Source organism: Neobacillus vireti (assembly GCF_036962465.1).
Taxonomy (GTDB): domain Bacteria; phylum Bacillota; class Bacilli; order Bacillales; family Cytobacillaceae; genus Neobacillus; species Neobacillus vireti_B.
Genome location: NZ_JBALNF010000025.1, coordinates 38,162 through 60,684 on the forward strand (window position 1 = coordinate 38,162; position 22,523 = coordinate 60,684).

The 22,523-nt window shown below is 38.2% G+C and carries 20 protein-coding genes; 13 read left to right on the forward strand and 7 right to left on the reverse strand.

Features of this window, described 5'->3' with window-relative positions:
- Window positions 1-10: 10 nt before the first annotated feature.
- Window positions 11-715, reverse strand: coding sequence for a DUF421 domain-containing protein (locus tag V7077_RS10660; RefSeq protein ID WP_335501177.1), 705 nt, complete (start codon window positions 713-715; stop codon window positions 11-13).
- Window positions 716-1,516: 801 nt separating this feature from the next.
- Here V7077_RS10660 and V7077_RS10665 point away from each other — a divergent pair.
- Window positions 1,517-1,690, forward strand: a complete 174-nt coding sequence (locus V7077_RS10665) for a hypothetical protein (RefSeq protein WP_335501179.1) — start codon at window positions 1,517-1,519, stop codon at window positions 1,688-1,690.
- A gap of 79 nt (window positions 1,691-1,769) precedes the next feature.
- Here the strand turns inward: V7077_RS10665 and V7077_RS10670 are convergent, their stop codons facing one another.
- Both V7077_RS10670 and V7077_RS10675 read right to left on the reverse strand, forming a co-directional pair.
- Window positions 1,770-1,985 carry a heavy-metal-associated domain-containing protein gene (locus V7077_RS10670; protein WP_420489635.1) on the reverse strand — a complete coding sequence of 72 codons (216 nt, stop codon included), beginning with the start codon at window positions 1,983-1,985 and terminating at the stop codon, window positions 1,770-1,772.
- Between the two features lie 223 nt (window positions 1,986-2,208).
- Entirely contained in the window at window positions 2,209-2,580 is a 372-nt protein-coding gene (locus tag V7077_RS10675; RefSeq protein WP_335501687.1) for a DUF1284 domain-containing protein, read from the reverse strand.
- A gap of 197 nt (window positions 2,581-2,777) precedes the next feature.
- Between V7077_RS10675 and V7077_RS10680 the strand changes: the two genes are divergently transcribed.
- A complete protein-coding gene (locus V7077_RS10680; protein WP_335501182.1) occupies window positions 2,778-3,317 on the forward strand; it encodes a hypothetical protein in 540 nt (179 codons plus the stop codon).
- 81 nt (window positions 3,318-3,398) lie between these two features.
- Here the strand turns inward: V7077_RS10680 and V7077_RS10685 are convergent, their stop codons facing one another.
- The gene (locus V7077_RS10685) at window positions 3,399-3,863 is read right to left on the reverse strand and encodes a PTS sugar transporter subunit IIA (protein WP_335501184.1); all 465 of its coding nucleotides are present in this window, start codon (window positions 3,861-3,863) and stop codon (window positions 3,399-3,401) included.
- Window positions 3,864-4,140: 277 nt separating this feature from the next.
- On the opposite strand from V7077_RS10685, the gene V7077_RS10690 reads away from it, so the two are divergent.
- The 4 genes from V7077_RS10690 to V7077_RS10705 all read left to right on the forward strand — a co-directional run bounded on the left by V7077_RS10690 (window position 4,141) and on the right by V7077_RS10705 (window position 9,298).
- Entirely contained in the window at window positions 4,141-5,136 is a 996-nt protein-coding gene (locus V7077_RS10690; RefSeq protein WP_335501186.1) for a LacI family DNA-binding transcriptional regulator, read from the forward strand.
- 188 nt (window positions 5,137-5,324) lie between these two features.
- Window positions 5,325-6,773: a sucrose-specific PTS transporter subunit IIBC gene (locus tag V7077_RS10695; protein ID WP_335501188.1), complete on the forward strand. Its 1,449-nt coding sequence runs from the start codon at window positions 5,325-5,327 to the stop codon at window positions 6,771-6,773.
- Between the two features lie 65 nt (window positions 6,774-6,838).
- Window positions 6,839-8,308: a glycoside hydrolase family 32 protein gene (locus V7077_RS10700; RefSeq protein ID WP_335501190.1), complete on the forward strand. Its 1,470-nt coding sequence runs from the start codon at window positions 6,839-6,841 to the stop codon at window positions 8,306-8,308.
- Between the two features lie 21 nt (window positions 8,309-8,329).
- On the forward strand, window positions 8,330-9,298 hold the full coding sequence (locus V7077_RS10705) for a carbohydrate kinase family protein (RefSeq protein ID WP_335501192.1): 969 nt from the start codon (window positions 8,330-8,332) through the stop codon (window positions 9,296-9,298).
- A gap of 98 nt (window positions 9,299-9,396) precedes the next feature.
- Here the strand turns inward: V7077_RS10705 and V7077_RS10710 are convergent, their stop codons facing one another.
- The gene (locus V7077_RS10710) at window positions 9,397-10,290 is read right to left on the reverse strand and encodes an ROK family protein (RefSeq protein WP_335501194.1); all 894 of its coding nucleotides are present in this window, start codon (window positions 10,288-10,290) and stop codon (window positions 9,397-9,399) included.
- A gap of 42 nt (window positions 10,291-10,332) precedes the next feature.
- On the reverse strand, window positions 10,333-10,767 hold the full coding sequence (locus V7077_RS10715; RefSeq protein WP_335501196.1) for an ATP-binding protein: 435 nt from the start codon (window positions 10,765-10,767) through the stop codon (window positions 10,333-10,335).
- Window positions 10,768-11,080: 313 nt separating this feature from the next.
- On the opposite strand from V7077_RS10715, the gene V7077_RS10720 reads away from it, so the two are divergent.
- The 6 genes from V7077_RS10720 to hpaB all read left to right on the forward strand — a co-directional run bounded on the left by V7077_RS10720 (window position 11,081) and on the right by hpaB (window position 20,316).
- Window positions 11,081-11,893, forward strand: a complete 813-nt coding sequence (locus tag V7077_RS10720; RefSeq protein ID WP_335501198.1) for a UTP--glucose-1-phosphate uridylyltransferase — start codon at window positions 11,081-11,083, stop codon at window positions 11,891-11,893.
- A gap of 27 nt (window positions 11,894-11,920) precedes the next feature.
- A complete protein-coding gene (locus V7077_RS10725; protein ID WP_335501200.1) occupies window positions 11,921-13,918 on the forward strand; it encodes a galactosyltransferase-related protein in 1,998 nt (665 codons plus the stop codon).
- Between the two features lie 367 nt (window positions 13,919-14,285).
- On the forward strand, window positions 14,286-16,205 hold the full coding sequence (locus V7077_RS10730) for a beta-glucoside-specific PTS transporter subunit IIABC (protein WP_335501202.1): 1,920 nt from the start codon (window positions 14,286-14,288) through the stop codon (window positions 16,203-16,205).
- 106 nt (window positions 16,206-16,311) lie between these two features.
- Complete coding sequence (locus V7077_RS10735) at window positions 16,312-17,073, forward strand: MurR/RpiR family transcriptional regulator (protein WP_335501204.1); 762 nt, start codon at window positions 16,312-16,314, stop codon at window positions 17,071-17,073.
- A gap of 98 nt (window positions 17,074-17,171) precedes the next feature.
- The gene (locus V7077_RS10740; protein WP_420489636.1) at window positions 17,172-18,626 is read left to right on the forward strand and encodes a glycoside hydrolase family 1 protein; all 1,455 of its coding nucleotides are present in this window, start codon (window positions 17,172-17,174) and stop codon (window positions 18,624-18,626) included.
- A 238-nt stretch (window positions 18,627-18,864) separates the two neighbouring features.
- Entirely contained in the window at window positions 18,865-20,316 is a 1,452-nt protein-coding gene (gene hpaB, locus V7077_RS10745) for a 4-hydroxyphenylacetate 3-monooxygenase, oxygenase component (protein ID WP_335501206.1), read from the forward strand.
- A gap of 125 nt (window positions 20,317-20,441) precedes the next feature.
- Here hpaB and V7077_RS10750 read toward each other — a convergent pair whose 3' ends face one another.
- Window positions 20,442-20,864 carry an HIT family protein gene (locus V7077_RS10750; RefSeq protein WP_335501208.1) on the reverse strand — a complete coding sequence of 141 codons (423 nt, stop codon included), beginning with the start codon at window positions 20,862-20,864 and terminating at the stop codon, window positions 20,442-20,444.
- 260 nt (window positions 20,865-21,124) lie between these two features.
- On the opposite strand from V7077_RS10750, the gene fabF reads away from it, so the two are divergent.
- Entirely contained in the window at window positions 21,125-22,363 is a 1,239-nt protein-coding gene (gene fabF / locus V7077_RS10755; RefSeq protein ID WP_335501210.1) for a beta-ketoacyl-ACP synthase II, read from the forward strand.
- Window positions 22,364-22,523: the final 160 nt, after the last annotated feature.

A 22,523-nucleotide genomic window follows, 5' to 3' on the forward strand; every position in this document is an offset into this window, starting at 1 on the left:
AGTCAGTTTATCACTTATATAAAAAAACTTTTAAATTATCCTTTGAATCAAGGGTTGCGAGCAAAACGTTTTTAACCTCTGTTTGATATATTCGTTCTAACGCAGCAATAACCCAGTTAATATCCTTATGTATTTGTTTTAACTCCTCTGAATTGATTCTGCCTTCCTTAATAATAATCCGTGGCAATTCAAATGGTTCTGTAGCCTTTTTATAGGCAGCTGGCGTAATGGGTTCATATTTTGGGTCTAAAAAGACAGATATTTTTCCATCGGCTTCCCAAATGGCTAAAGCTACCTTTTTCAAATCATTGACTTTTTCTTCCCGTAATTCCTCCAATAGATCATCAATGGTCATTCTTGCTTTCTTTAATCCTTTGAATAGGATTTCTCCATCCTTAATGAGGGTGATTGGGGCATGGTTAATAAGCCGTCGAAACCATGGGATTTTTAGACTAAGAAAAATACCGCCAAGATATAGCACAACCAAAACAGTCGTCGTTGTCATAGAGCCTTTTAAATCAAGATGGTCATCTGACAAGGGATGGGCAATAATATTTCCAATCACTAACGCAATCACAAAATCAAGGAGTCTTAACTGTGAGATGGCCCGCTGTCCTAAAACCTTAGCAACGATCAGCAAAAAGAAAAAAACCACGACAGCTCGGAGTATCCATTCCACCATAGTCAGTGTATCCTGGGCTTGAGCAAAATTCATAGAGGAAACCGCCCTTCGTACCATAATCTCCCGCTTATTTTAACACTGATGGTGGTTTCATAATCCTTTAAGACTTTTATTTTTTAAAAAAAGTTAGAAGGCCCAGTCCAAGCATTAGGGACTGGGCCTTTTTCTAAAAATCAAGGGACATAACAACATAAGGGCTATTTTTCTTCTTCAGTATAGGCTTCTACTGTTGTATCTCTACATTCCCAGCATTCAGTCCTATTTCTCTCCATAATTGATAATTCTTTTCCACAAGAAATGCAAATATCCATAGGTCAAGATTCCCCTTTCCAGTGAAAATGTTTTACAAGTATATGAGTACAAATAATCAAATATGTCATGGTACCTACAGTTTATGTGGGGGATGTGCTTTTGCCCTTGTCTCGTTAAATAATTTTTTGGTTAGCGAAAATGAATTTTAATCATGAAGGAGGTTGGGATTAGTATTAAGGTTAATTGGTATGGAATATTTACAGTGGATTGATTCAGTTAAGGACAAAGAAGTGTGCAAAGTGGAACCAAAATGACCAAGCGTGTTAGGAATTCAACCATTTGGTTTGGTAACTCCTTTATAAGTTATTTAATAACCACAGTATAGGCAAGGTTTGTAAAAGGAAGATAGTTTAAATGTAAATTTACTGTAAAATATTTTGGGAGTGAAGACATTCTTCATAAGTACAGTATCAAACTGTTGATTTAGGAGAACAAGCAGCTCACTGCAAAAAACATAAATTTATAATGAAAAACGGAAGGATTGCAGATAATTTATATATTAAATCCTAAAGGAGGCGCCCAATGAACACAGACAATTTTGATCCAAACCTTAATCCAGCCGCTAAGAAGAACCAAGAAGAAAAACTTGAAATTAGTTCAACAGGTTATGGACTTGAATCAGTTACAAAAGAAACTGGAGAAGCGCATAATGAACAACAAACAGCTGGAAGGAACCATTCCTGCGGAGGTTTATAGACTATAAAGGTAAAATGAAATCCCCCAAACTAAGAATTTGGGGGATTTTGGTGTAAGCTTTTAGCTCTTAAGCAATAAACTAATCCTGAAGATTTAATCCATGCTGCAGAACTGTCTCTCTAATTTTTTCAGGAGAGACCTGGGTTTCATTATATTCAATTTTCACTTCACCATCCGCAGTGTCCACCAAAGCTCTCTCAATACCTTCCATCTGCGAAAGGATAGACTCCAGTGATTGAATCGGCTGATTATTGACAGCTTCTTTCACATAAATTGTTAGATTAGCCACAAGCATCTTCCTTCCAGTTTATTAGCATCTCTCTTAAGAAGATTTCCTAATAAGAAAGAAATATTCTCACTATTTTTAAAAAGATAGAGCGAAAATGGTGCAGAAAAAATTCAGATAACTCTCTGCCTAAATATTTTTACGAAATTATAAGAAAACTATTTTTGAACAGCATCGACAAAGACGGTATCTGGAAATGGCACCTTATAGTAATCTCGCATTATTTAAATTACTATTTTAAATACTTGTCCCGCAAATCGGCAATCCCCTCTTTGCATACTCCGTAGGAAAGCCAGGAGCAACCCTTACATAGATAATCCAAATCATCTGGTTTGACTTTTTCAGCCGTTAATTGAACTAAATAGGATTTATGATAGACAGCCCCTTCGATTAATTCCAGTTGACGAATAACATTAAGATCCATTGTTAGGACATGTTCATTGGAGCCTATACTTGCCTCACAGGTCGTTTTTCCCTTATGTGGGCAAGTACAACAAGTATCATCAAGTGAGGCGACAACCCTTATTGGGAAATCCTGTTGCTCATCCCTGATTTGCGCAACAATTTCGCTCATTTTCTTTACAAAATCAGGACTATATCCCATTCCGCGAAAGCCATGGACGCATAATAAATGGTGACCTCGTAAGTTCAAACTCAAACATATCACTCCTTCGTTTCCATTATAAATTTTTCTGATTTTTATAAAAAACAATGATTGTGTACTAAATAATTATGTTATATGTTACATATATATGGAAATTATACTTCGCTAACCACTTATATCTGAATTGGGGGTAAAACATGACTCAACATTTATATGCCATCATCATCATTATCGTTTTGTTTAGTTTCGTTATCTATAGGCGGATACGCCGAAATATTGGCTGGCAGGAACTAAATCCAAGGAAATTAGTGGTAAGGACCTGTATTTTCTTTATAATCGGGCTGATTTTTTTATCCGGAGGACTGACACATCCAATCAGCTTAATTTCAGATGTGGTGGGGATTATAGCAGGGATTCTGCTCGCTTACTATGGGGCTTCATTAACTACGTTTGAAAAGCGGGAAAAGCACTTCTACTACCGCCCCAATACTTGGATTGGTAGTACAGTTACCTTTATCTTTTTAGCACGATTGATCTACCGGTTTTATCGTATGTATACTTCCGGGATGCTGACAACACCAGTATCAAACCAACAACCGTCCAGTTATCAAAACATCAGTGCAGCAGTTGGAAGTTCCTGGACAGCAGGATTATTGCTCATTATGTTTGCCTATTACATTTTCTATTATTTGATCTTATTAAAAAAGAAGAAGCAATTAACTCAATCAGAGACATAAAAGACGGTAACCTCTCCGTTATGTTAACTGCTGCTAGTAAATCCAAAAGCCTCCCTTGAAGTTAAGGAAGGCTAAAAAGGATTAAATAATTCTTATTCCCTGCTCATCACAAATAATTTTTTCATTGTCACTTAAGTTTGTAAATACGACTGGGGTAATAATGGATGGTACTTTATCTTTAATCAATTCAAAGTCAACCTCGAGCAGCTTTTGTCCTTTTTTAACTGTTTGCCCGTCTTTTACAAAAGCAGTAAATCCCTCGCCTTTTAAGCTGACGGTTTCCATTCCTACATGAATTAAAATCTCCCTTCCATTATGATCGACAAGGGTCACAGCATGTTTTGTTGGAAATACACTAATGACTTTCCCATCAACTGGTGCAACTACCGCTCCTTTTGTTGGCTGGATGGCAAAGCCATCACCCATCATTTTTTGTGAAAAAACAGGATCTGGAACAGATTCAATTGGAAGAAGTTCTCCTTCTAACGGTTGTAAAATAAATGGATCATTATCAGAAGTCTTCTTCTTAAATAAGTTTTTAAACATAGGTAAGCCACCTTTATGATTAATTATATTGTGTGAATAGTCCTAGAAAAGGAACCGGTTCCAAAATTAAATTGCTTGATTGAAATAACATTCAATTTTATTGTAAAGGAACAGTAGGAAAAAGTTCAACCATTTTATTCTAAATGGCTATTATCATGGAGAAAATGATTTATACTAAAATAAATCATTGAAAATGAAATAACTTAAAAAAACAATAAACATTTAACTGATTAAATTAAAAAATGCATTATTGCTATAGGAAAATGGGGATGAAGCTATGAAAACTATTGCAGATATTGCCCGATTATCTGGTGTCGCCAAGAGTACGGTCTCCAGGTACTTAAATGGCGGGTCTGTCAGTGAATTAACGAAAAAGAAGATAGAACGAGTGATAAAAGAAACTGGTTATATCCCCAATACATTTGCCCAAAGTTTAAAGGCAAAGAAACCGAATATTATTGGGACCATTGTGCCTCGGCTGGATTCATTTGCTACTTCGCAGACGTTAATCGGAATTGACCAACAGCTTAGGGAACTAAATTACCAAATGTTAATTTCAAATACCAGTCAGGATCTAGACCGTGAAATTGAGAATATATACACAATGGCTAGGCAAAAGGTCGCGGGAATTATTTTATTGGCTACACAAATTACCAATACACATTTGGAAGCATTTCAGCAGCTGCAAATTCCAATATTGCTTGTAGGACAAGAGCATAAAGAGGTTTATAGTGTTATTCATAATGACTATGAAGCAGGCTATGATATGGGCAGATATATCTTATCTAAAGGTCATCGGAAGATTGCCTATTTAGGTGTCACAGAAAAGGATATAGCGGTAGGGGTGATGAGAAAGGAAGGCTTTAGAAAAGCCATCCAAGAGGCTGAAGGCTGTGAAGTTAAATACTATAAAACAAGTTTTAAAATGTCTGAATCCATCACCAAAGTTCCCCAAATTATTGACGAATTTAACCCATCTTTAATAGTTTGTGCTACCGATAATATTGCCCTGGGTGCCATAAAGGCTGCCCATTTAAAAGGGATCAGGCTCCCAGAGGATTTGTCGATTACTGGGTTTGGAGGATATGAAGTAACAGAAATTATACACCCTAGTTTAACAACTGTTAAGTTTTATTATAGAGACGCTGGGCAAGTGGCAGCTCAGAGCATGGTTCGACTGTTGAGCAGTGAAGACCTGCCCCCAATTATTTTTTCTAAATATAAAATAATTGAAAGGGAAAGCGTTGACAACTTATATAATCATAAATTATAATACGTATGGAATCGGTTCCAAAAGGAACCTTTTAATTTGAAGGTAATTAGAACCGGTTCCATTTTTAAATTTGAAGAGTTTTTTTAAAGTACTTTGGAACCGGTTCCTTTGATTTGGAATTTATATATTTTTTTGTAGTGGATTGAAACCGGTACCAACTAAAAAGCTATGATAAAGGAGAATGAGCGATGAACCACAAAGAAGCTGCAGTGGCCATTTTGGCTGCGATCGGAGGAAAAGAGAACGTATCTGCTGCTGCACATTGTGCTACCAGGCTGCGTTTAGTATTACATGATGAAGACAAGATTGATTCAGCTGCTTTAGATGCAATTGAAATGGTTAAGGGAACATTTTCAACAGGGGGACAATTTCAAATTATCCTGGGTGCCGGAATTGTTAATGAAGTGTATAAGTATTTCATTGATCTTGTTGGAATTTCCGAAATGTCGACAAGTCAGGTGAAAAATGTTGGAGTGAAAAAACAAAATCCACTCTTACAGCTCGTAAAATTGTTATCGGACATTTTTGTACCGATAATCCCAGCTATTGTAGCAGGCGGACTTTTAATGGGATTAAACAACCTTTTAACAGCAAAAGATTTATTTATAGATGGAAAGTCGTTAATTGATGCGAATCCCGGTATTGCTGATTTAGCAGCCATGATTAACACCTTTGCAAACGCTGCCTTTGTATTTTTGCCAGTTTTAATTGGTTTCTCTGCTACGAAGCGATTTGGTGGTAATGCCTTTTTAGGGGCAGCGCTTGGAATGATTATGGTCCATCCCGATTTGTTAAATGCTTATGGATATGGGGCTGCCTTAATCGACCATAAAGTCCCTGTATGGAATATACTAGGTTTTGAAATTGAAAAAGTAGGTTATCAAGGAACTGTATTGCCAGTACTAGCTTCTTCCTTTATCCTGGCGAAGCTTGAAGTTAACTTACGAAAAGTTATTCCATCTGCATTGGATAACTTACTAACACCCCTGCTTTCTATTCTTGTAACAGCTGTACTCACATTCACATTTGTCGGTCCAATTACAAGATCTGCTGGTAGCCTTTTTACAGATGGAATTGTTTGGTTATATAACACAACTGGATTTGTTGGCGGCGGGATCTTTGGATTCTTCTATGCTCCAATTGTAATCACAGGTATGCACCAAAGCTTTATTGCGGTTGAAACTCAATTACTCTCTGATATTGCCAAAACAGGTGGTTCGTTCTTATTCCCAATAGCAGCCATGTCAAACGTAGCTCAGGGAGCTGCAACTCTTGCTGTTTTTCTTATAACGAAGGACAAAAAGATGAAAAGTATTGCTTCCGCTTCAGGTATTTCCGCATTGTTAGGTATTACAGAACCTGCCATGTTTGGTGTCAACTTAAAGCTAAAATATCCGTTCATCGGTGCGATTATTGGAGCCGGTGTCGGAGCAGCCTTTGTCACTTTCTTTAAAGTAAAAGCTGTGGCAATGGGCGCAGCCGGTCTTCCAGGAATTATCTCAATCAAGCCAGATTCCATCCCTTACTACTGTATTGGTATGGCCATCTCAATTGTTATAGCATTTATGTTAACAATCGTATTAGCCAAAAGAGAGGCAAAGAAAAATTCAGTGAACGTGGAAAATCAGGCAGCATAATTAATAAATGACGAAGGGGGAATCAATTGATTCTCCTTCATTGCTTAAAAGGAGTTTTGACAAACATGGTGTGGACAAAAGAGCAGCGTTATCGCCGGATAGAAGAAGCAAGCAGGGAAGAACTCTCGAAATTGCGATTAGAGGTTAGGAGCTGTGAGTGGCGTCAAACCTTTCACATCCAGCCAGAAACAGGTCTATTAAACGATCCGAATGGATTTTCATATTTTAACGGCGAATATCACCTGTTTTACCAATGGTTTCCGCTTGGACCTGTCCATGGTTTAAAATACTGGTACCATACGAAATCAAAAGATTTGGTTCATTGGGAAAATGTCGGGATCGGAATCAAACCGTCGAATCAATATGACAGCCATGGCGCCTATTCAGGCAGTGCGATCGAACATAAAGGTAAATTGCATTTACTCTATACGGGGAATACACGTGATGAAAATTGGATCCGACATCCTTACCAATGCCTTGCGATATTGGAAAAAACGGGGGTAATAGAAAAATGGGGCCAGCCTGTTATACATGATGTGCCCAAAGGCTATACGGATCATTTTCGTGACCCTAAAGTGTGGAAGAAGGACAATCACTTCTACGCGGTTATTGGAGCGCAGCGGGAAAATAACACTGGATGTATCGTGTTATACCGTTCGGAAGATTTGCTGAGTTGGAATTTTGAAGGGGAATTGCAAACCAGTCTCCCTTCGTTTGGTTATATGTGGGAATGCCCGGACTATTTCGAATTGCAGGAACAAGGTGTCTTGGTTTTTTCCCCTCAGGGGCTAACGCCTAATGGAGATGAGTTTCAAAACATATATCAATCTGGCTATATTCTTGGTGAGCCACTGGATTTAAAAAGCAGAACCCTAACCCACGGCTCTTTTCAAGAATTAGATAGGGGTTTCGATTTTTATGCACCACAAACGATGACGGACCCGGATGGACGGAGGATTTTAGTAGGATGGATGGGGCTTCCGGAAATTGATTACCCGTCGGATAAAAATGGATGGGCTCATTGTTTGACACTACCTAGAGAATTATCAATACGTGGCGGTAAACTCATTCAACAGCCAGTAAAGGAGCTTAAAGAACTTCGTAAACAGCTGTACGTCATAAGGGATGTAATCTTTGATGAGAAGAAGAGTTACGAACATTTTAATGGTACATCTTATGAAATGGTATGTGAGTTTGAAAATTTTGATGCAGATGCTTTCGGTGTTGAATTCAGGGCGGGAGAACAGGAAAAAACTGTTGTTAAATACGATACTGCTCAAAACAAGGTCGTTTTAGATCGCACCAATTCAGGTGAAGCAGTTGGCGAAGCGTATGGGACAGAGAGGAAGTGCCTGGTGGAGGGCTCAAAAATAAAATTTCACCTCTTTGTGGATATCTCTTCAGTTGAAATTTTTATCAACGACGGGGAAGAGGTATTTACAAGCCGGATTTTCCCGGATGCAGAAAGCAAGGAGATTCGTTTCTTTGCAGAAGGTGGAAGAGCAGTATTTCAAGCGAGCAAATGGGACATTTAATATGAGCATGGGGTGAAGAACTTGAGAACTATGTATTCAATTGGTGAAGTATTAATCGATTTCATTCCGCTCCAAAAGGGAAGAGCCTTAAAAGATGTGACTGCATTTGAGCGGGCTCCTGGCGGGGCTCCTGCAAATGTTGCAGCAGCAGTGGCAAAATTCGGAGGAAATTCTTCAATGATTACCAAGATAGGTAATGATGCTTTTGGTGACTTTCTCTTAGAACAGCTTCATCAAGCTGGTGTAAATACGGATAAAATTTTAAGAACAAGTGAGGCAAACACGGGGCTTGCCTTCGTATCGTTACGTTCTGACGGGGAGCGCGATTTTTCTTTCTACCGCAATCCTTCTGCAGACCTTTTGCTTCAACAGAATGAAATTGATGAGAATTGGTTTAATAACGGAGATATTCTCCATTTCTGTTCCGTCGATTTAGTGGAAAGTCCGATGAAGCAGGCACATATTAAGGCCATTCATTCAGCAAAGGCTAAAGGAAGTCTCATTAGCTTCGATCCAAATGTACGGCTTCCGCTATGGAGAAATCCTGAAGATTGCAGAAAAACCATATTGGAATTTATTCCAACCGCACATCTCGTAAAAATATCGGATGAAGAGCTGGAGTTCATTACGGGGATCCAAGACAAATACCAAGCCATCCAATCTTTATTTGTTGGCGACGTAAGAGCTGTTATATTTACAAAAGGTTCTCAAGGTGCGGAACTATATGTAAATGACAGACACTATCAATCAAGTGGTTTTACAGTGGATGTAGAGGACACCACTGGTGCAGGAGATGCCTTCATAGGGGGATTTTTATATCAACTGTTAGAAAAAAATGTTAGACAACAAAGCCTTGAAGAAATCTTACATCAGCATCACTTGGAGATTCTTGCCTTCGCGAATGCAAGTGGTGCACTTACAACGGCAGGAAAAGGGGCCATTTCCTCTCTTCCGACAAAAGAAAAAATCAGTCAATTACTTCTGAAATAAGGCACTTTTATAATCGAATCGAAAAAGGCAGTGAATTTCTTCACCGCCTTTTTTGACAAAATAAGTTCTCTGCTTGATCATTGTCCATTTTATTTTTCTTAAAAGGTACGCCTCCTGCGATGTTTTTGTTTAAAATGATACATAGCACCAATCATTCCAGCGTCATTTTGATGTTTACAACTTTCGATTGGTATCTTAATTTCTTTCCACCAATATAGCTGGTCAAGTTGATGATTAATATGATTTATTAAACCTTGTTGAGCGAATACCCCGCCGCCGATTAATACTTTTTGAGGATTTAAGGTTGCAGCTAAGTTGAAAATTCCATAACTAAGGTTTCTAATCCAGTCATCCACTAGTCTTCTCACTGAATAATCATGTTCCGCTTTTTGAAAAATAGTCTCTCCATCCACTTTTTCAGCTTCATTTATTCCTTTTAAATGTTTATAGTTACGAATTAGGGCAGTGGTAGAGGCATTGTTATGCATGGCATCCCCAGATGACTGCGTAATCATAAATCCAAATTCACCACCCCGGAAACTATGCCCCCGTAAAAGTCTCCCATTTATAAAAATTCCGCCGCCAATTCCCGTACCAACCGTCATACAAATAAAATCTGTACATCCTCTTGCGTTCCCACTCATTTTTTCTGCAATAGCAGCACAGTTACCATCATTTTCAATTTCAACAGGAAGGGAAATCCTTGCTTCCAGTAACAGTTTAAGATTTTGATTATTTAAGGCTGTTATAGCTCCGGCTTGTTCTGAATAACCCGTATCAGGGTTAATAAAACCCGGCAAACTAACAGCAACCCCCAGCACATTATGATTATTTTGATAGGCCCTTATGGTGTTAACCATCTTATCAAGAAATTTTTCTAGATTGGAAGAAGGGGTACCATAGCTTCCTTTTGAAAGAATGGATCCATCCTCTAATAATAAGCCATGCTTTACCATTGTCCCGCCGATATCAAAAGCAATATACTTTCTCACCTTATTTCCTCCTAGTTATGCCATGGATATGTTCTATTAATCTTAATCGTTTACCATAATGATTTTTCCCTCATCTGAATCGGGTGTCTGAAATTCCTTGTAAATTTGTTTTAATATCTCTTGAGAAAGCCGCTTCTCTGTTTTATTTCGTTCCTTACAAGTTTGATAGTCTGTATTAACGTAGTAAATCTTTAAAGTAAGTCCGAATTCCTTGGCGACACGTATCCATCTTTTTCGACGCTCTCTTGTCCTGTTTGTGGTATCAATAATCACTTTATGTCCACTTTTAAGTAATGACCTGACCATGAGTTCAGCACTTTGCCATACCAGCGGTTCAGCTTCCGCTTTATAAATTTCACCATGTAAAGCCAATCTAATATCATCCAGAGATACCCGTACCCACCCTTGGCTTTGAAGCTTCTTAGCGTAAGTTGATTTTCCGCTTAACGGCATCCCGCACATTATAGCCAATTTCATGCTAGATCTCTCCCTTATCACATACTTGCCAGCACCTATTGGACAAACAACCCCAATGTAATAAACCCCATTAAGTGCATTTACTTTATGAAATGCAAGTTGGAGCGATTTTGACAGGGACAAATTAACCTGTAACGCCTTACGGAAAGTAGTTATTTTTGATGAATGGCCTAATTTTGAGTGAATTTGTGATACAAGCCGCGTCCTTTTCGTGACAAGTTACATAAGTATAAAAAGCCAACATAATTATTAGTCTAATTTTCTATCAGATTAAATTTTTACAGGTTACATTAAAAGAAGGAGAGGAAAACTTATGGTGAGGAAAGCGATTATCCCTGCAGCCGGGTACGGTACTAGGAGCCTTCCTATAACAAAAGCAATACCCAAAGAAATGTTTCCGTTAGGCTTAAAACCGGCCATTCATTATATTGTTGAGGAGGCAGTTCAGTCAGGGATTGAACAACTATTAATCGTAATTTCTAATTCAAAGCACTCTATTTTGGACTACTTTGACCATTCAATGGAGTTAGAGGCTTTTTTAAAAAGTAAAAATAAACAACATATGCTTAAACTTTTGGAACTTCCAAATATAGATATTTTCTATATTAAACAACACCATGCCAACGGACTTGGCGATGCAATCCGGCTTGGAAAGGAATTTGTAGGAGACGAACCGTTTGGTGTGTTATTACCAGATGATTTTGTTATTTCTAACCAAACTCCTGCACTTAGCCAATTAATTGAAGAATATAAGAAAGCCAAAAGTAGTGTTTTAGGATTAAAGCAGGTAAAACAAGAGCAATTAAAAAATTATGGGGTCATACAAGGGACACCCAATTCGGACCTCATTGAAATTGAAAATATAGTGGAAAAGCCCAAACAGGATCCACCTTCAGATTTAGCTGTTATTGGAAGATATATTTTTACTCCAGCCATTTTTCAATGCTTAGAGGAACTAAAGGAAGGTGTTGACGGAGAATTTCAGCTGACAGATGCTATTAAAAGTTTGCTAGAAATTGAACCTGTTTATGGAAAAATCGTATCTGGGGATCGGTACGATTTGGGGAATTTAGGGGATTATATCGAACTAATGAAAATCATGAGCAGGGAACAATCACTTGAATAATTTCCGTATGAGAAGGAGAGAGTTGTTGTGTTAGATAAAGTTTCAATTATTATTCCTTTCCAATCGGATTATGGCCCAAGAGCAAAGGCATTCGAATGGATTAAACGATATTATGCCCGTGTCATGCCGGAAGCAGAAATATGTGTAGGATTGATGTATGGAGGGGAAATTAATAAATCTAAGGCTGTTAACCTGGCAGCTAAAAAGGCTACCAGAGATATTTTCGTCATCGCGGATGCGGATGTTGTTTATGATCCTAATCTGATTGTAAATTCAATCGAATTACTGAAAAAGGGTGGCTTTGTCGTTCCTTTTACAGAAGTCTATAATGTTGAAATGGAAGGTACAGCGAGGTTACTAAGGTCAAAGCCAGATTGGCCAATTACGGTTGCTGCTGAAGAATGTACGAAATCCAATTGGGTTTACGAAGGATTTGCAGGAAAACTCTTTGTCATATCAAGAGAAAATTTCGAAGCAGTTGGCGGCTTTGATGAGCGATTTATTGGCTGGGGTGGAGAAGACGATGCATTTTCCCATGCAGCTCGAACGATTTGTGGAAATCTTATAAATTTGGAAGGGAAAGTATTTCACTTATGGCACCCGGGTTCGAGCTATCAAACAAATCCACATGGTAAATCAAACGCGAAACTTCTTGGCCGCTATGAACTTGCTAGCGGAAACATAGAGAACATGAAGGAACTTATTAAGGAACGGAGTATGACAAAAGAAGAACATCAAGATCATACACTTGTTAATTATCAAAATATATTACCAGAATCACCAAAAAGCAAAATTTGTTTTGCCATCTTAGTTCATGAAAATAGAGAGTTAGTCAAGCAGTTAATAGACAATGTCCGATACTATTGCCCAAACAGTACGATAGTTTTATATAACGGGGGGAATGACCCAACACTCTGTGAGGAGTTAGGTGTACCTGTGTGTCCTTATAGCCATAAGTTAGTACGGGGATGGACGACCATTTATTTTATGGAAGTAATGGAATGGTTAGAAGAGTTGGGGATTGAGTATGAATATTTTATTAATATCGATTCTGATGCACTGTTTGTTAAAAAAGGATATGAAGAATTCATTCAAACTCAAATGAAGGATGCCGATTATATGGGGGTGAAGCTGAGAATTCCCGAAGAAGATTGGTATATTGGAAATGAAATGATGAAAGATAAAAACAGGTGGAAACAATTATTTAATCTCAAGCCGTACTATGGAGTTTTTAATGTAGGCCAGGTTATTTCCAGACCGATAGTGAAAGCGCTGCTGGATCCAGAAAGAAAACAAAAGCTAAAAAATGCTTTAATCCAAACCATCTCTTTTGGGACAGATGAAATATTTTACGTTAATATGGCAAAGGAACTTGGATTCAAGTTAAAAAAGTATCCCAATACAATGGACACAAGGATGATACGGTATCGGCCGTATTTTACCATAGATGAAATGATTTACTGCCTCAATCAAGCTGAAATTAGCTGTCTGGCTCATCCCATCATCCGCGACCAAGCGGATCCAGTTAGGAAATTAATCCTTGAACTCGACAAAGAATATAATACAAGACAATATAAAAGCAAGGAATATCCATGGTATGATGACAATCCCCAAAATTATTCTGTTTCACTTCCAATAAAAAGTTCATTTGGAAATTTAGAACTGGTGGTCCGGTCGAACTCTTCTTTAGTCCACTATTATCAGTTACCGGATGGCAGCTGGAATAAGAGTGAGAAGTTTGCGAAAGGTGTTACCGGAGATCCGATATTTTTTGAAAATGAAATAGGCCAATTTGGGGTTGTCTGTAAACTTAAAACGGGTGGAATCGGATTTTGGATAAGGGATAACAAAGCGAAGGGCTTCCCTTGGTATGGGCCAACAATTTATAATATAGAGGATATAGACCCGATTATGGGCTGTAAACTGCCGAATGACAAAAATATCATTGTATATAAGAATGAGGACAAATATTTTTATTGGGCACTCGACAGAGAGAGATGGAATAAGGTCTTTCCTTCTAAATAATCTAAACTCTTAGAAGATTTTTGTGGATGAGGAAACCAGAATGGTGTTGCTGCTTTAACGCCTCCGCGAGGAACAGTATCACTATTCTGGTTTTGATAGTCTGCGTATTAATCTCTTGAGACAGGTCATAAAAGTCTTTAAAATACAATGATGTAAGCGTTGACATCTTTGTATTTTCTGCTAGAATGAAAGTATAAATTTAATAAAACATTCCCTTTTAGGATTGTTACTGTCCGGCAGGCAAAACCTAAATTACTCAAAGTATGAGAAAGCTATTTTCTTATATTCTGAGTAGTTTAGGTTTTTTGTTTTTCTTGGACTTAAAGCGAATATAAAAATGGCTTTAAACATTATGGAGGTGTTTTTAATGGCTAAAAAGGATTACACAGGATTAACAAAGAACATTTTAGAGCTAGTCGGCGGGAAAGAAAATATTAACAGTGTCTTTCATTGTATAACAAGACTTCGTTTTAAGTTAAAGGACGAGAAAATCGCGAAAACGGAAGAGATTAAAAATTTAGAGGATGTTGTGACCGTTATGCAAAGCGGCGGGCAATATCAGGTTGTCATTGGGAACCATGTACCTGATGTTTATGCAACATTCTTAGAAGTCGCCAACATGAGTGCTTCTTCAAACAACGATTCTAGCAAAGATGAAAAGGTTGGAATGGGTGCCAAATTCATTGATATGATTTCAGGCGTGTTCACTCCAATTCTAGGTGTGTTAGCTGCAACGGGTATGATTAAAGGTTTAGCTGCCCTAATCCTTGCGTTAGGATGGGTGTCAGCCACATCAGGAACGTATAACTTACTGAATATTGCAGGAGACGGCTTATTCAATTTCTTACCCATCTTTTTAGGATACACAGCAATGAAAAAATTTGGTGGAACACCTTTTATCGGAATGGCAATTGCTGCTGCTTTGGTACATCCAACATTGTCAACGTTAACAGCAGGGAATCCGCTTTATACATTATTTAAAGGAACGTTATTTCAGTCTGATATTCGCATCACGTTCTTAGGTATTCCAGTCATCATGATGAGTTATGCTTCATCCGTTATACCAATTCTACTTTCATCTTTCTTCGCAGCAAAAGTAGAGAAAGGATTCAAAAAAATTGTTCCAGATGTGGTAAAGACTTTCGTTGTACCATTTTTAACGATTCTCATTATGGTTCCATTAACTTTCTTAGTGATTGGTCCAGTTGCTACATGGGCAGGCAGCCTTCTTGGGGCAGCAACATTATGGATTTATAAGTTAAGCCCTGTTGTAGCGGGTTTAATCATCGGAGGGTTTTGGCAAATATTCGTTATCTTCGGACTTCATTGGGGACTTGTTCCAATTGCCATTAACAACTTAACCACTTTACATTACGACCCAGTTCTAGCTACAACCGTTATGGTATGTTTTGCACAAATTGGTGCAGTTTTAGCAGTCATGCTTAAGACAAAAAACATAGGATTGAAATCACTCAGTGTTCCAGCGTTCATTTCAGGTATTTTCGGTGTAACCGAACCAGCTATTTACGGTATAACCTTACCACTTAAGAAACCGTTTATTATGAGTTGTATTGGCGGTGCTGTCGGCGGTGGTATCATTGCTGCAACTGCAGGGAAATTGTGGATGTTTGGTGGAATGGGTATCTTCGTTTTCCCAGCCTTTATTAAACCAGGTTCATCACTTGATTTGTCTTTCTATGGAGCAATCATTGCATTAGTGGCAGGCTTTGCCGTAGCATTTATTTTAACTTATCTATTCGGTTTTAAGGATCCAGCAAATAAAGAAAAGGCAACTAATGAACCAAAGGCAGGAAAAGTTTTTGATAAGAACCGTACTCAATTGGTTTTAAGTCCTTTAAAAGGAAAAGTGATTCCATTAAACCATGTAGAAGACGCAGCATTTTCAAGTGAGGTAATGGGAAAAGGCGTTGCCATTGAGCCATCAGAAGGCAAAGTAGTTTCACCAGTAAATGGTGTGGTAACGACTTTCTTTAAAACAAAACATGCAATTGGGATTACATCTGATACTGGCGTAGAAATTCTGATTCATGTTGGAATGGATACGGTTAAGTTAGACGGAGAGCCTTTTACTGCACATATCCAACAAGGGGATACAGTCAGAGTCGGAGATTTATTAGTTGAATTTGATATTGCTAAAATCAAGGCTGCCGGCTTAGAAGTAACAACGCCAGTTATTATCACAAATACCGGCGATTATGCAGAAATTAATCCAACAGCCCAAAAAGCGATTGAGCAGAAAGAGACCTTATTGACGATTCGTGGTTAATGATAAGTACCATCCTTATACTTCACAAAAGTGCCTTACCCAATTAGGGTTAAGGCACTTTTTGTTGTTAGTAAAAGTATGATAGACTTTTAATGAGGTGGAGATTTTGGAACAGCTGATATATACGCTTTTGGCTTATATAAACAATTCACTTAATAAGGATATCAATTATTACATAGCAAAAAGTCTATTGGAACATATAAAAAGAATAGAGAGTTTTTCTTTAGAGGAGATTGCGGAGGCTTGTAATGTGGCTCCGTCGACGATTAATCGTTTTTGTAAAAGGATTGGTTTTAAAAACTTCTCAAATCTAAGAAATAGTGTGGCTATGCCTTTGGGAGCATCTTTGTTCGAACATGCTCATTCAGAGTTAAATCCACAAACGTTTTTTAACCGATTAAATGAGAATATTGAAATGATAGAAAATATCCCTCTAGCAGATATTGATCGGATCGTAAACCAGATTCACCAATCGAAAAGAATTGTAATCTTAGGATTTGAAAAACATCAAATTCAAGCGATGGAATTGCAAAAAAGATTATTTCTTCTTGGCAAGCTTTCCGAATGTGATACAAATCTCTATAAACAGATTGATACATTGTCCGATTTATCAGATGAAGACATGATAATAACCATTTCCATTCAAGGAAATATCCTATCTAATCATTTTCCTGTGATTGAAAAAATCAAAAAGGCGAAAGGGAAGAAATTGCTGATAACTTTTTCTGGTGAGCTTGGCAAATTGCATGTATTTCAAGAAATCTTGCAATGCGGCAAAATTGAAAATAGTAGTGTAAGCAGTTATACCCTTTTGCGGGTATTTGATGTACTAATGGATCGGTATCAGCGATATTGTGAATCTCTCTAGTTTTTAACTGGTCTTAACAAGACCAGTTTTTTTTGTCGAATGATAGTATGCTTATCATATCAGCGAAATTAATTTTAATCATAATTGGAGGTATTCTAATGAAACAGAATCGTTTTCCAGAAGGCTTTTTATGGGGCGGAGCAACCGCAGCCAATCAATTAGAAGGTGCGTATAATGAAGGCGGCAAAGGTTTATCGATTTTTGATATGGTTACCTTTATCCCGAAAGAAGAACGCACTAACGATATCGAGATGGATGTCAGAAGTGAAGAAGAATTAGAAGCTTTATTAGCAGGAAAAGACGGAGACAACTTCCCAAAACGCCGCGGAATTGATTTTTATCACCGCTATAAAGAAGATATCGCCTTGTTTGCCGAAATGGGCTTTAAAACATTCCGTATGTCGATTTCTTGGCCACGTATTTTTCCAAATGGGGACGAATTAGTACCAAACGAAGAAGGATTAGTATTCTATGATAAAGTGTTTGATGAACTTCTTAAATATGGCATCGAACCTTTAGTGACACTATCACACTATGAAATGCCGCTTCATTTAGTACAAAAATATAATGGCTGGACTGACCGAGGCTTAGTGGAATTCTTTGTTCATTATGCAGAAACTGTCTTTAAACGTTATAGTGGGAAAGTAAAATACTGGTTAACGTTTAATGAAATTAATGTATCCACTTTCTCTCCATACATTGGCAGCGGGATTTTAGTTGACCGTGTGGAGAATAAGGAACAAGCAGTTTATCAGGCACTCCACCATCAATTTGTGGCAAGTGCACGTGCAGTAAAAGCCTGTCATGAAATCATTCCAGAGGCAATGATCGGCTGTATGCTGGCTCGTATGGAAGTTTACCCAGAAACATGCAGTCCAGATGATGTGTTAGCGGCATTGGAAGAAGATCAGAAGAATCTATTCTTCACAGATGTACAAGTGCGCGGCTATTATCCAAGCTATATGCTAAGCTATTTTGAAAAAAATAATATTCAAATTGAGATGCTTCCAGGTGATGAAGAAATCTTGTTACAGCATCCAGTCGATTTCTTATCATTCAGCTACTATATGACCATGGTGGCGAGTGGTAACCCTGAACGATTAAAAGAAAAAGGAAACTTCTTCAATGGTATTAAAAACCCTTATTTACAAGCATCAGATTGGGGCTGGCAAATTGACCCTAAGGGTTTACGAATTTCATTAAAGAAAATGTATGACCGCTATCAAGTACCTTTATTCATCGTAGAAAATGGTTTAGGCGCCTACGATAAAGTAGAGGAAGATGGATCCATCAACGATGATTACCGAATTGATTATCTGCGCGCCCATATCGATCAAATGGGTGAGGCAATCAAAGATGGAGTGGATTTAATGGGCTACACCAGCTGGGGCTGCATCGATTTAATTAGTGCAAGTACTTCTGAAATGTCTAAACGTTATGGATTCATTTATGTTGATCAAGACGATTATGGGAATGGTACATTAGAAAGAAGAAAGAAAAAATCCTTCAACTGGTACAAAAACGTCATCGCAACAAATGGTGAAGAATTGTAAATTGGCGAAGCAAGGGGACGGTTCTCATGCTTCCGGAGCAAAAGAACCGTCCCTATGCTTCCTATAATGTGCCTTACCCAATTAGGGTGATGGCACTTTTTTTGCTGCAGGTTGGACATTTTCTCTATTTTAAAACAAGGCTTTTCCAAGCGGAACAAGCTTCTGTCTCTTACAATAAAATGATACTAACAGAGCTAGTACGTTTTCGAGGTAATCAATATTAGGGAGCAGGGAGTACATGGGGACTATTAACGGAAAGGATTTTATTGAACGTTTAAATAAGCTTGAAAATGAAATTTGGTATGACGGTGCAAAAATCAAGGGGGAAATTTCGGAGCATCCTGCCTTTAAAGGAATTCTGAAAGAAAAGGCTTCTTTGTATGACTTACAAAATGATCCCGAACTAAAAGAGGAGATGACTTTCCAGTTATCGGATAAAGAAGAACCAATAGGATTATCCTACTTGCAGCCAAAAACAATCGAGGATTTAAAAAGAAGAAGGAAGATGATCGAACACTGGGCCCGATGCACCCATGGAATGATGGGAAGAAGCCCAGACTATATGAACACAGCTGTAATGAGCTTTGCCGCCTCTGCAAGTCTGCTAAAAGATAAGGAAAACTGTTTTCCAGAAAATATTCAATCTTTATATGAACGAGCCATGAAACAAGACCTCTCGTTCACCCACACATTCATTACACCTCAGGTAAATCGTTCTCAGGGATATTTGGAACTTTCTGATCAGCCCATCTCTGCTAAGGTGATTGATAGAACTGAACAAGGCATCATTATAAAAGGGGCTCGCCTGCTCGCTACACAAGGGGGGTTAACAGATGAAGTCCTGGTTATTACGGCTCCTAGGTTATTTCTAGACCCCGATGAAGCCTTTGCCTTTTCCATCCCTTCCAATACAAAAGGATTAAAATTTATTTGCAGAGAATCATTTGTGGGAGGAGAATCAGCTTTTAATTATCCCCTAAGTTCAAGATATGAAGAGATGGATTCAATCGTAGTCTTTGATAATGTACTTGTTCCATGGGATCGAGTATTTTATTACGATAATGTGGAAGCCGCAACTGATTTCATGAGCAAAAGCTCCTTTCACACCTTTGCCTACCATCAAGTAGTGACTAGACAAATCGTCAAAACAGAATTTCTCCTCGGTGTTGCTCAACTTCTTGTCAAAACGATAAATGTTAGTGAATATCAACATATCCACGAGAAACTTTCTGAAATTATCATAGGTCTTGAAACCATGAAGGCTTTAGTAGAGAAAGCAGAAAACGATGCAGAGCTTGATGAGTGGGGCTTTATGCGTCCTAGTATGATTTCCTTACAGGTTGCGTGTAATATTTTTCCTAAAATTTATCCTCGTTTCATTGAAATTGTCCAATTAATCGGGGCTAGTGGAATGGTCTCACTACCAACCGAGAATTCCTTCAATTCGGAAATTAGGGCAGACCTAGATCAATATTTACAGGCGCAAAGTATGAATGCTGAGGAACGAGTTAAGGTATTCCGCTTGGCATGGGATCTTACCATGAGTTCATTTGGTACAAGGCAAACTCAATATGAGCGTTACTTTTTTGGTGATCCTATCCGCCTGTCCAGTAGCTTGTACAGCACTTATCTAAAAGATAATCATGTTAATAATATCAGTGAATTCTTAAATCTAAATAGTAAAGAGTGAAAAAAGAACCAAGTCGTCATAATCAATTGGAATACACGACTTGGTTCTTTTAATCGATATTTTTAGATGGCTAAGACGGTTCATTAAACAAACGAAAATCATCATGACTGAAATGAAATTTTACGTTACAAAGCTTTTTTAATCGCTTCAATCATATCCTGATATTCTTCGTCTGTTAAATATGTTTTTCCTGGGTTCATTTCGAAAGTGGAACCCCAATTTTCTTTATTTTCGTATTTAGGCACAATATGCATATGAAGGTGATGTAGCGTATCTCCATACGCTCCATAGTTAATTTTATTAGGATGGTAAGCCTTATCTACAGCCGCAGCAACCCTTTTTACATCGTTCATAAAAGCAGCTAATTCCTGTGGGGCGAGCTCAAATAATTCTTTAACATGATCCTTATAGACCACATTACATCTTCCTGTATAAGTTTGTTCTCTAAAAAGAAAGACTGTTGAAACATCTAACTGAGCTATTTCAATCATAAGGTGGTCGCGTCGTTCATCCTTCATGCAATACATGCATTGATCATTTAATTCCATACTCTTTCATCCTCACTGTTTTTGTTATGTCATTTCATAAGTCATCTAATTATACGCCAATTATAGCCCAACGAATAAGTAATACTTAAAACAGGGAAACATGGGGACGGTTCTATTGCTTACGAAGCAATAGAACCGTCCCTTTGTTTCCTCCTTATTTGTCCAACACCTCTATTTTCGTTAGAATAGAAGGGATGGATGAGGGGAATAAAGAGTTTTATGATACTTTTTAATAAAAACGGGTGGGGGAGAACGTTTAAATGAATAGAGTTGTGATTACAGGTATTGGAGCAGTCACTCCTTTGGGAAATGATGCTTTTACTACATGGGATAATGTAAAAAATGGAATTTCAGGTATTGGTCCTGCAACATTATTTGATATAGAAAAAGTTGATGTGAAAATTGCTGCCGAAGTAAAAGACTTTTCCCCAGAAGCATTTATGGATCGAAAAGAAGCAAGAAGAATGGGACGTTATAGTCAGTTTGCTGTGGCCGCAAGTAAAATGGCTGTCCAAGATGCAGGCATACAAATCGGCGAGGATATTCAGCCTGAACGGGTCGGAGTTTGGATTGGCTCTGGAATTGGCGGTTTAGGTGAGTTTGAGGAACAACATAAGAAATTTATTGAAAAAGGCCAAAGAAGAGTTAACCCATTTACGATTCCAATGTTTATCCCGGATATGGCAGCGGGTCAAGTTTCCATTGAAATCGGTGCAAAGGGAATCAACAATTGTTCCGTTACCGCCTGTGCATCTGGTGCCAATTCTATCGGGGATGCCTTCCGGGTGATTCAAAAAGGCGACGTGGATATGATGATTGCCGGTGGAACAGAAGCAACGATCACAGAGATGACCGTTGCCGGCTTTTCCAACATGACTGCTCTTTCAAAAAATCCAGATCCAGCGACAGCAAGCCGGCCCTTTGATAAAAATCGTGATGGTTTTGTAATTGGAGAAGGTGCGGGAATTGTCGTGTTAGAAGAATTAGACCATGCTTTAGCTCGCGGTGCTCACATCTATGGAGAACTAATCGGCTACGGGGCTACAGGGGATGCGCATCATATTACAACCCCTGCACCAGACGGCGAAGGAGCCCAGCGTGCAATGAATTTAGCATTAGCGGATGCTGGGATTTTACCGGAACAAGTCGACTATATCAATGCCCATGGGACATCTACTTATTATAACGATTTGTACGAAACATTAGCAATTAAAGAAGTGTTCAAGGACCATGCTTATAAGCTTTCGGTTAGTTCGACAAAGTCAATGACAGGCCACTTATTGGGGGCAACGGGGGCAATTGAGTCGATTTTATCTCTGTTAGCCATTAAGGAAGGGATCATTCCCCCAACCATTAATTATGAAACACCCGATGCACAACTTGACTTAGATTATGTCCCTAATGTGGCAAAGACGAAGGATGTACAAGTCGTTCTTTCAAATTCATTAGGTTTCGGCGGACATAATGCCACATTGATTTTTAAAAAATTCACAGCTTGACCAAGCTAGTGCCTGATGATCGTTAGGCCCAATCCATTATACTAAAGTACCTTTGGGAGTTTCCGAAGGTACTTTTTCTATTTAGGAGCTTACACCATCTTAATAAAAAAGTTTGCTAGAATCGAGTAAAATGATAAAATAGTAGTTAGAATATTCAGTA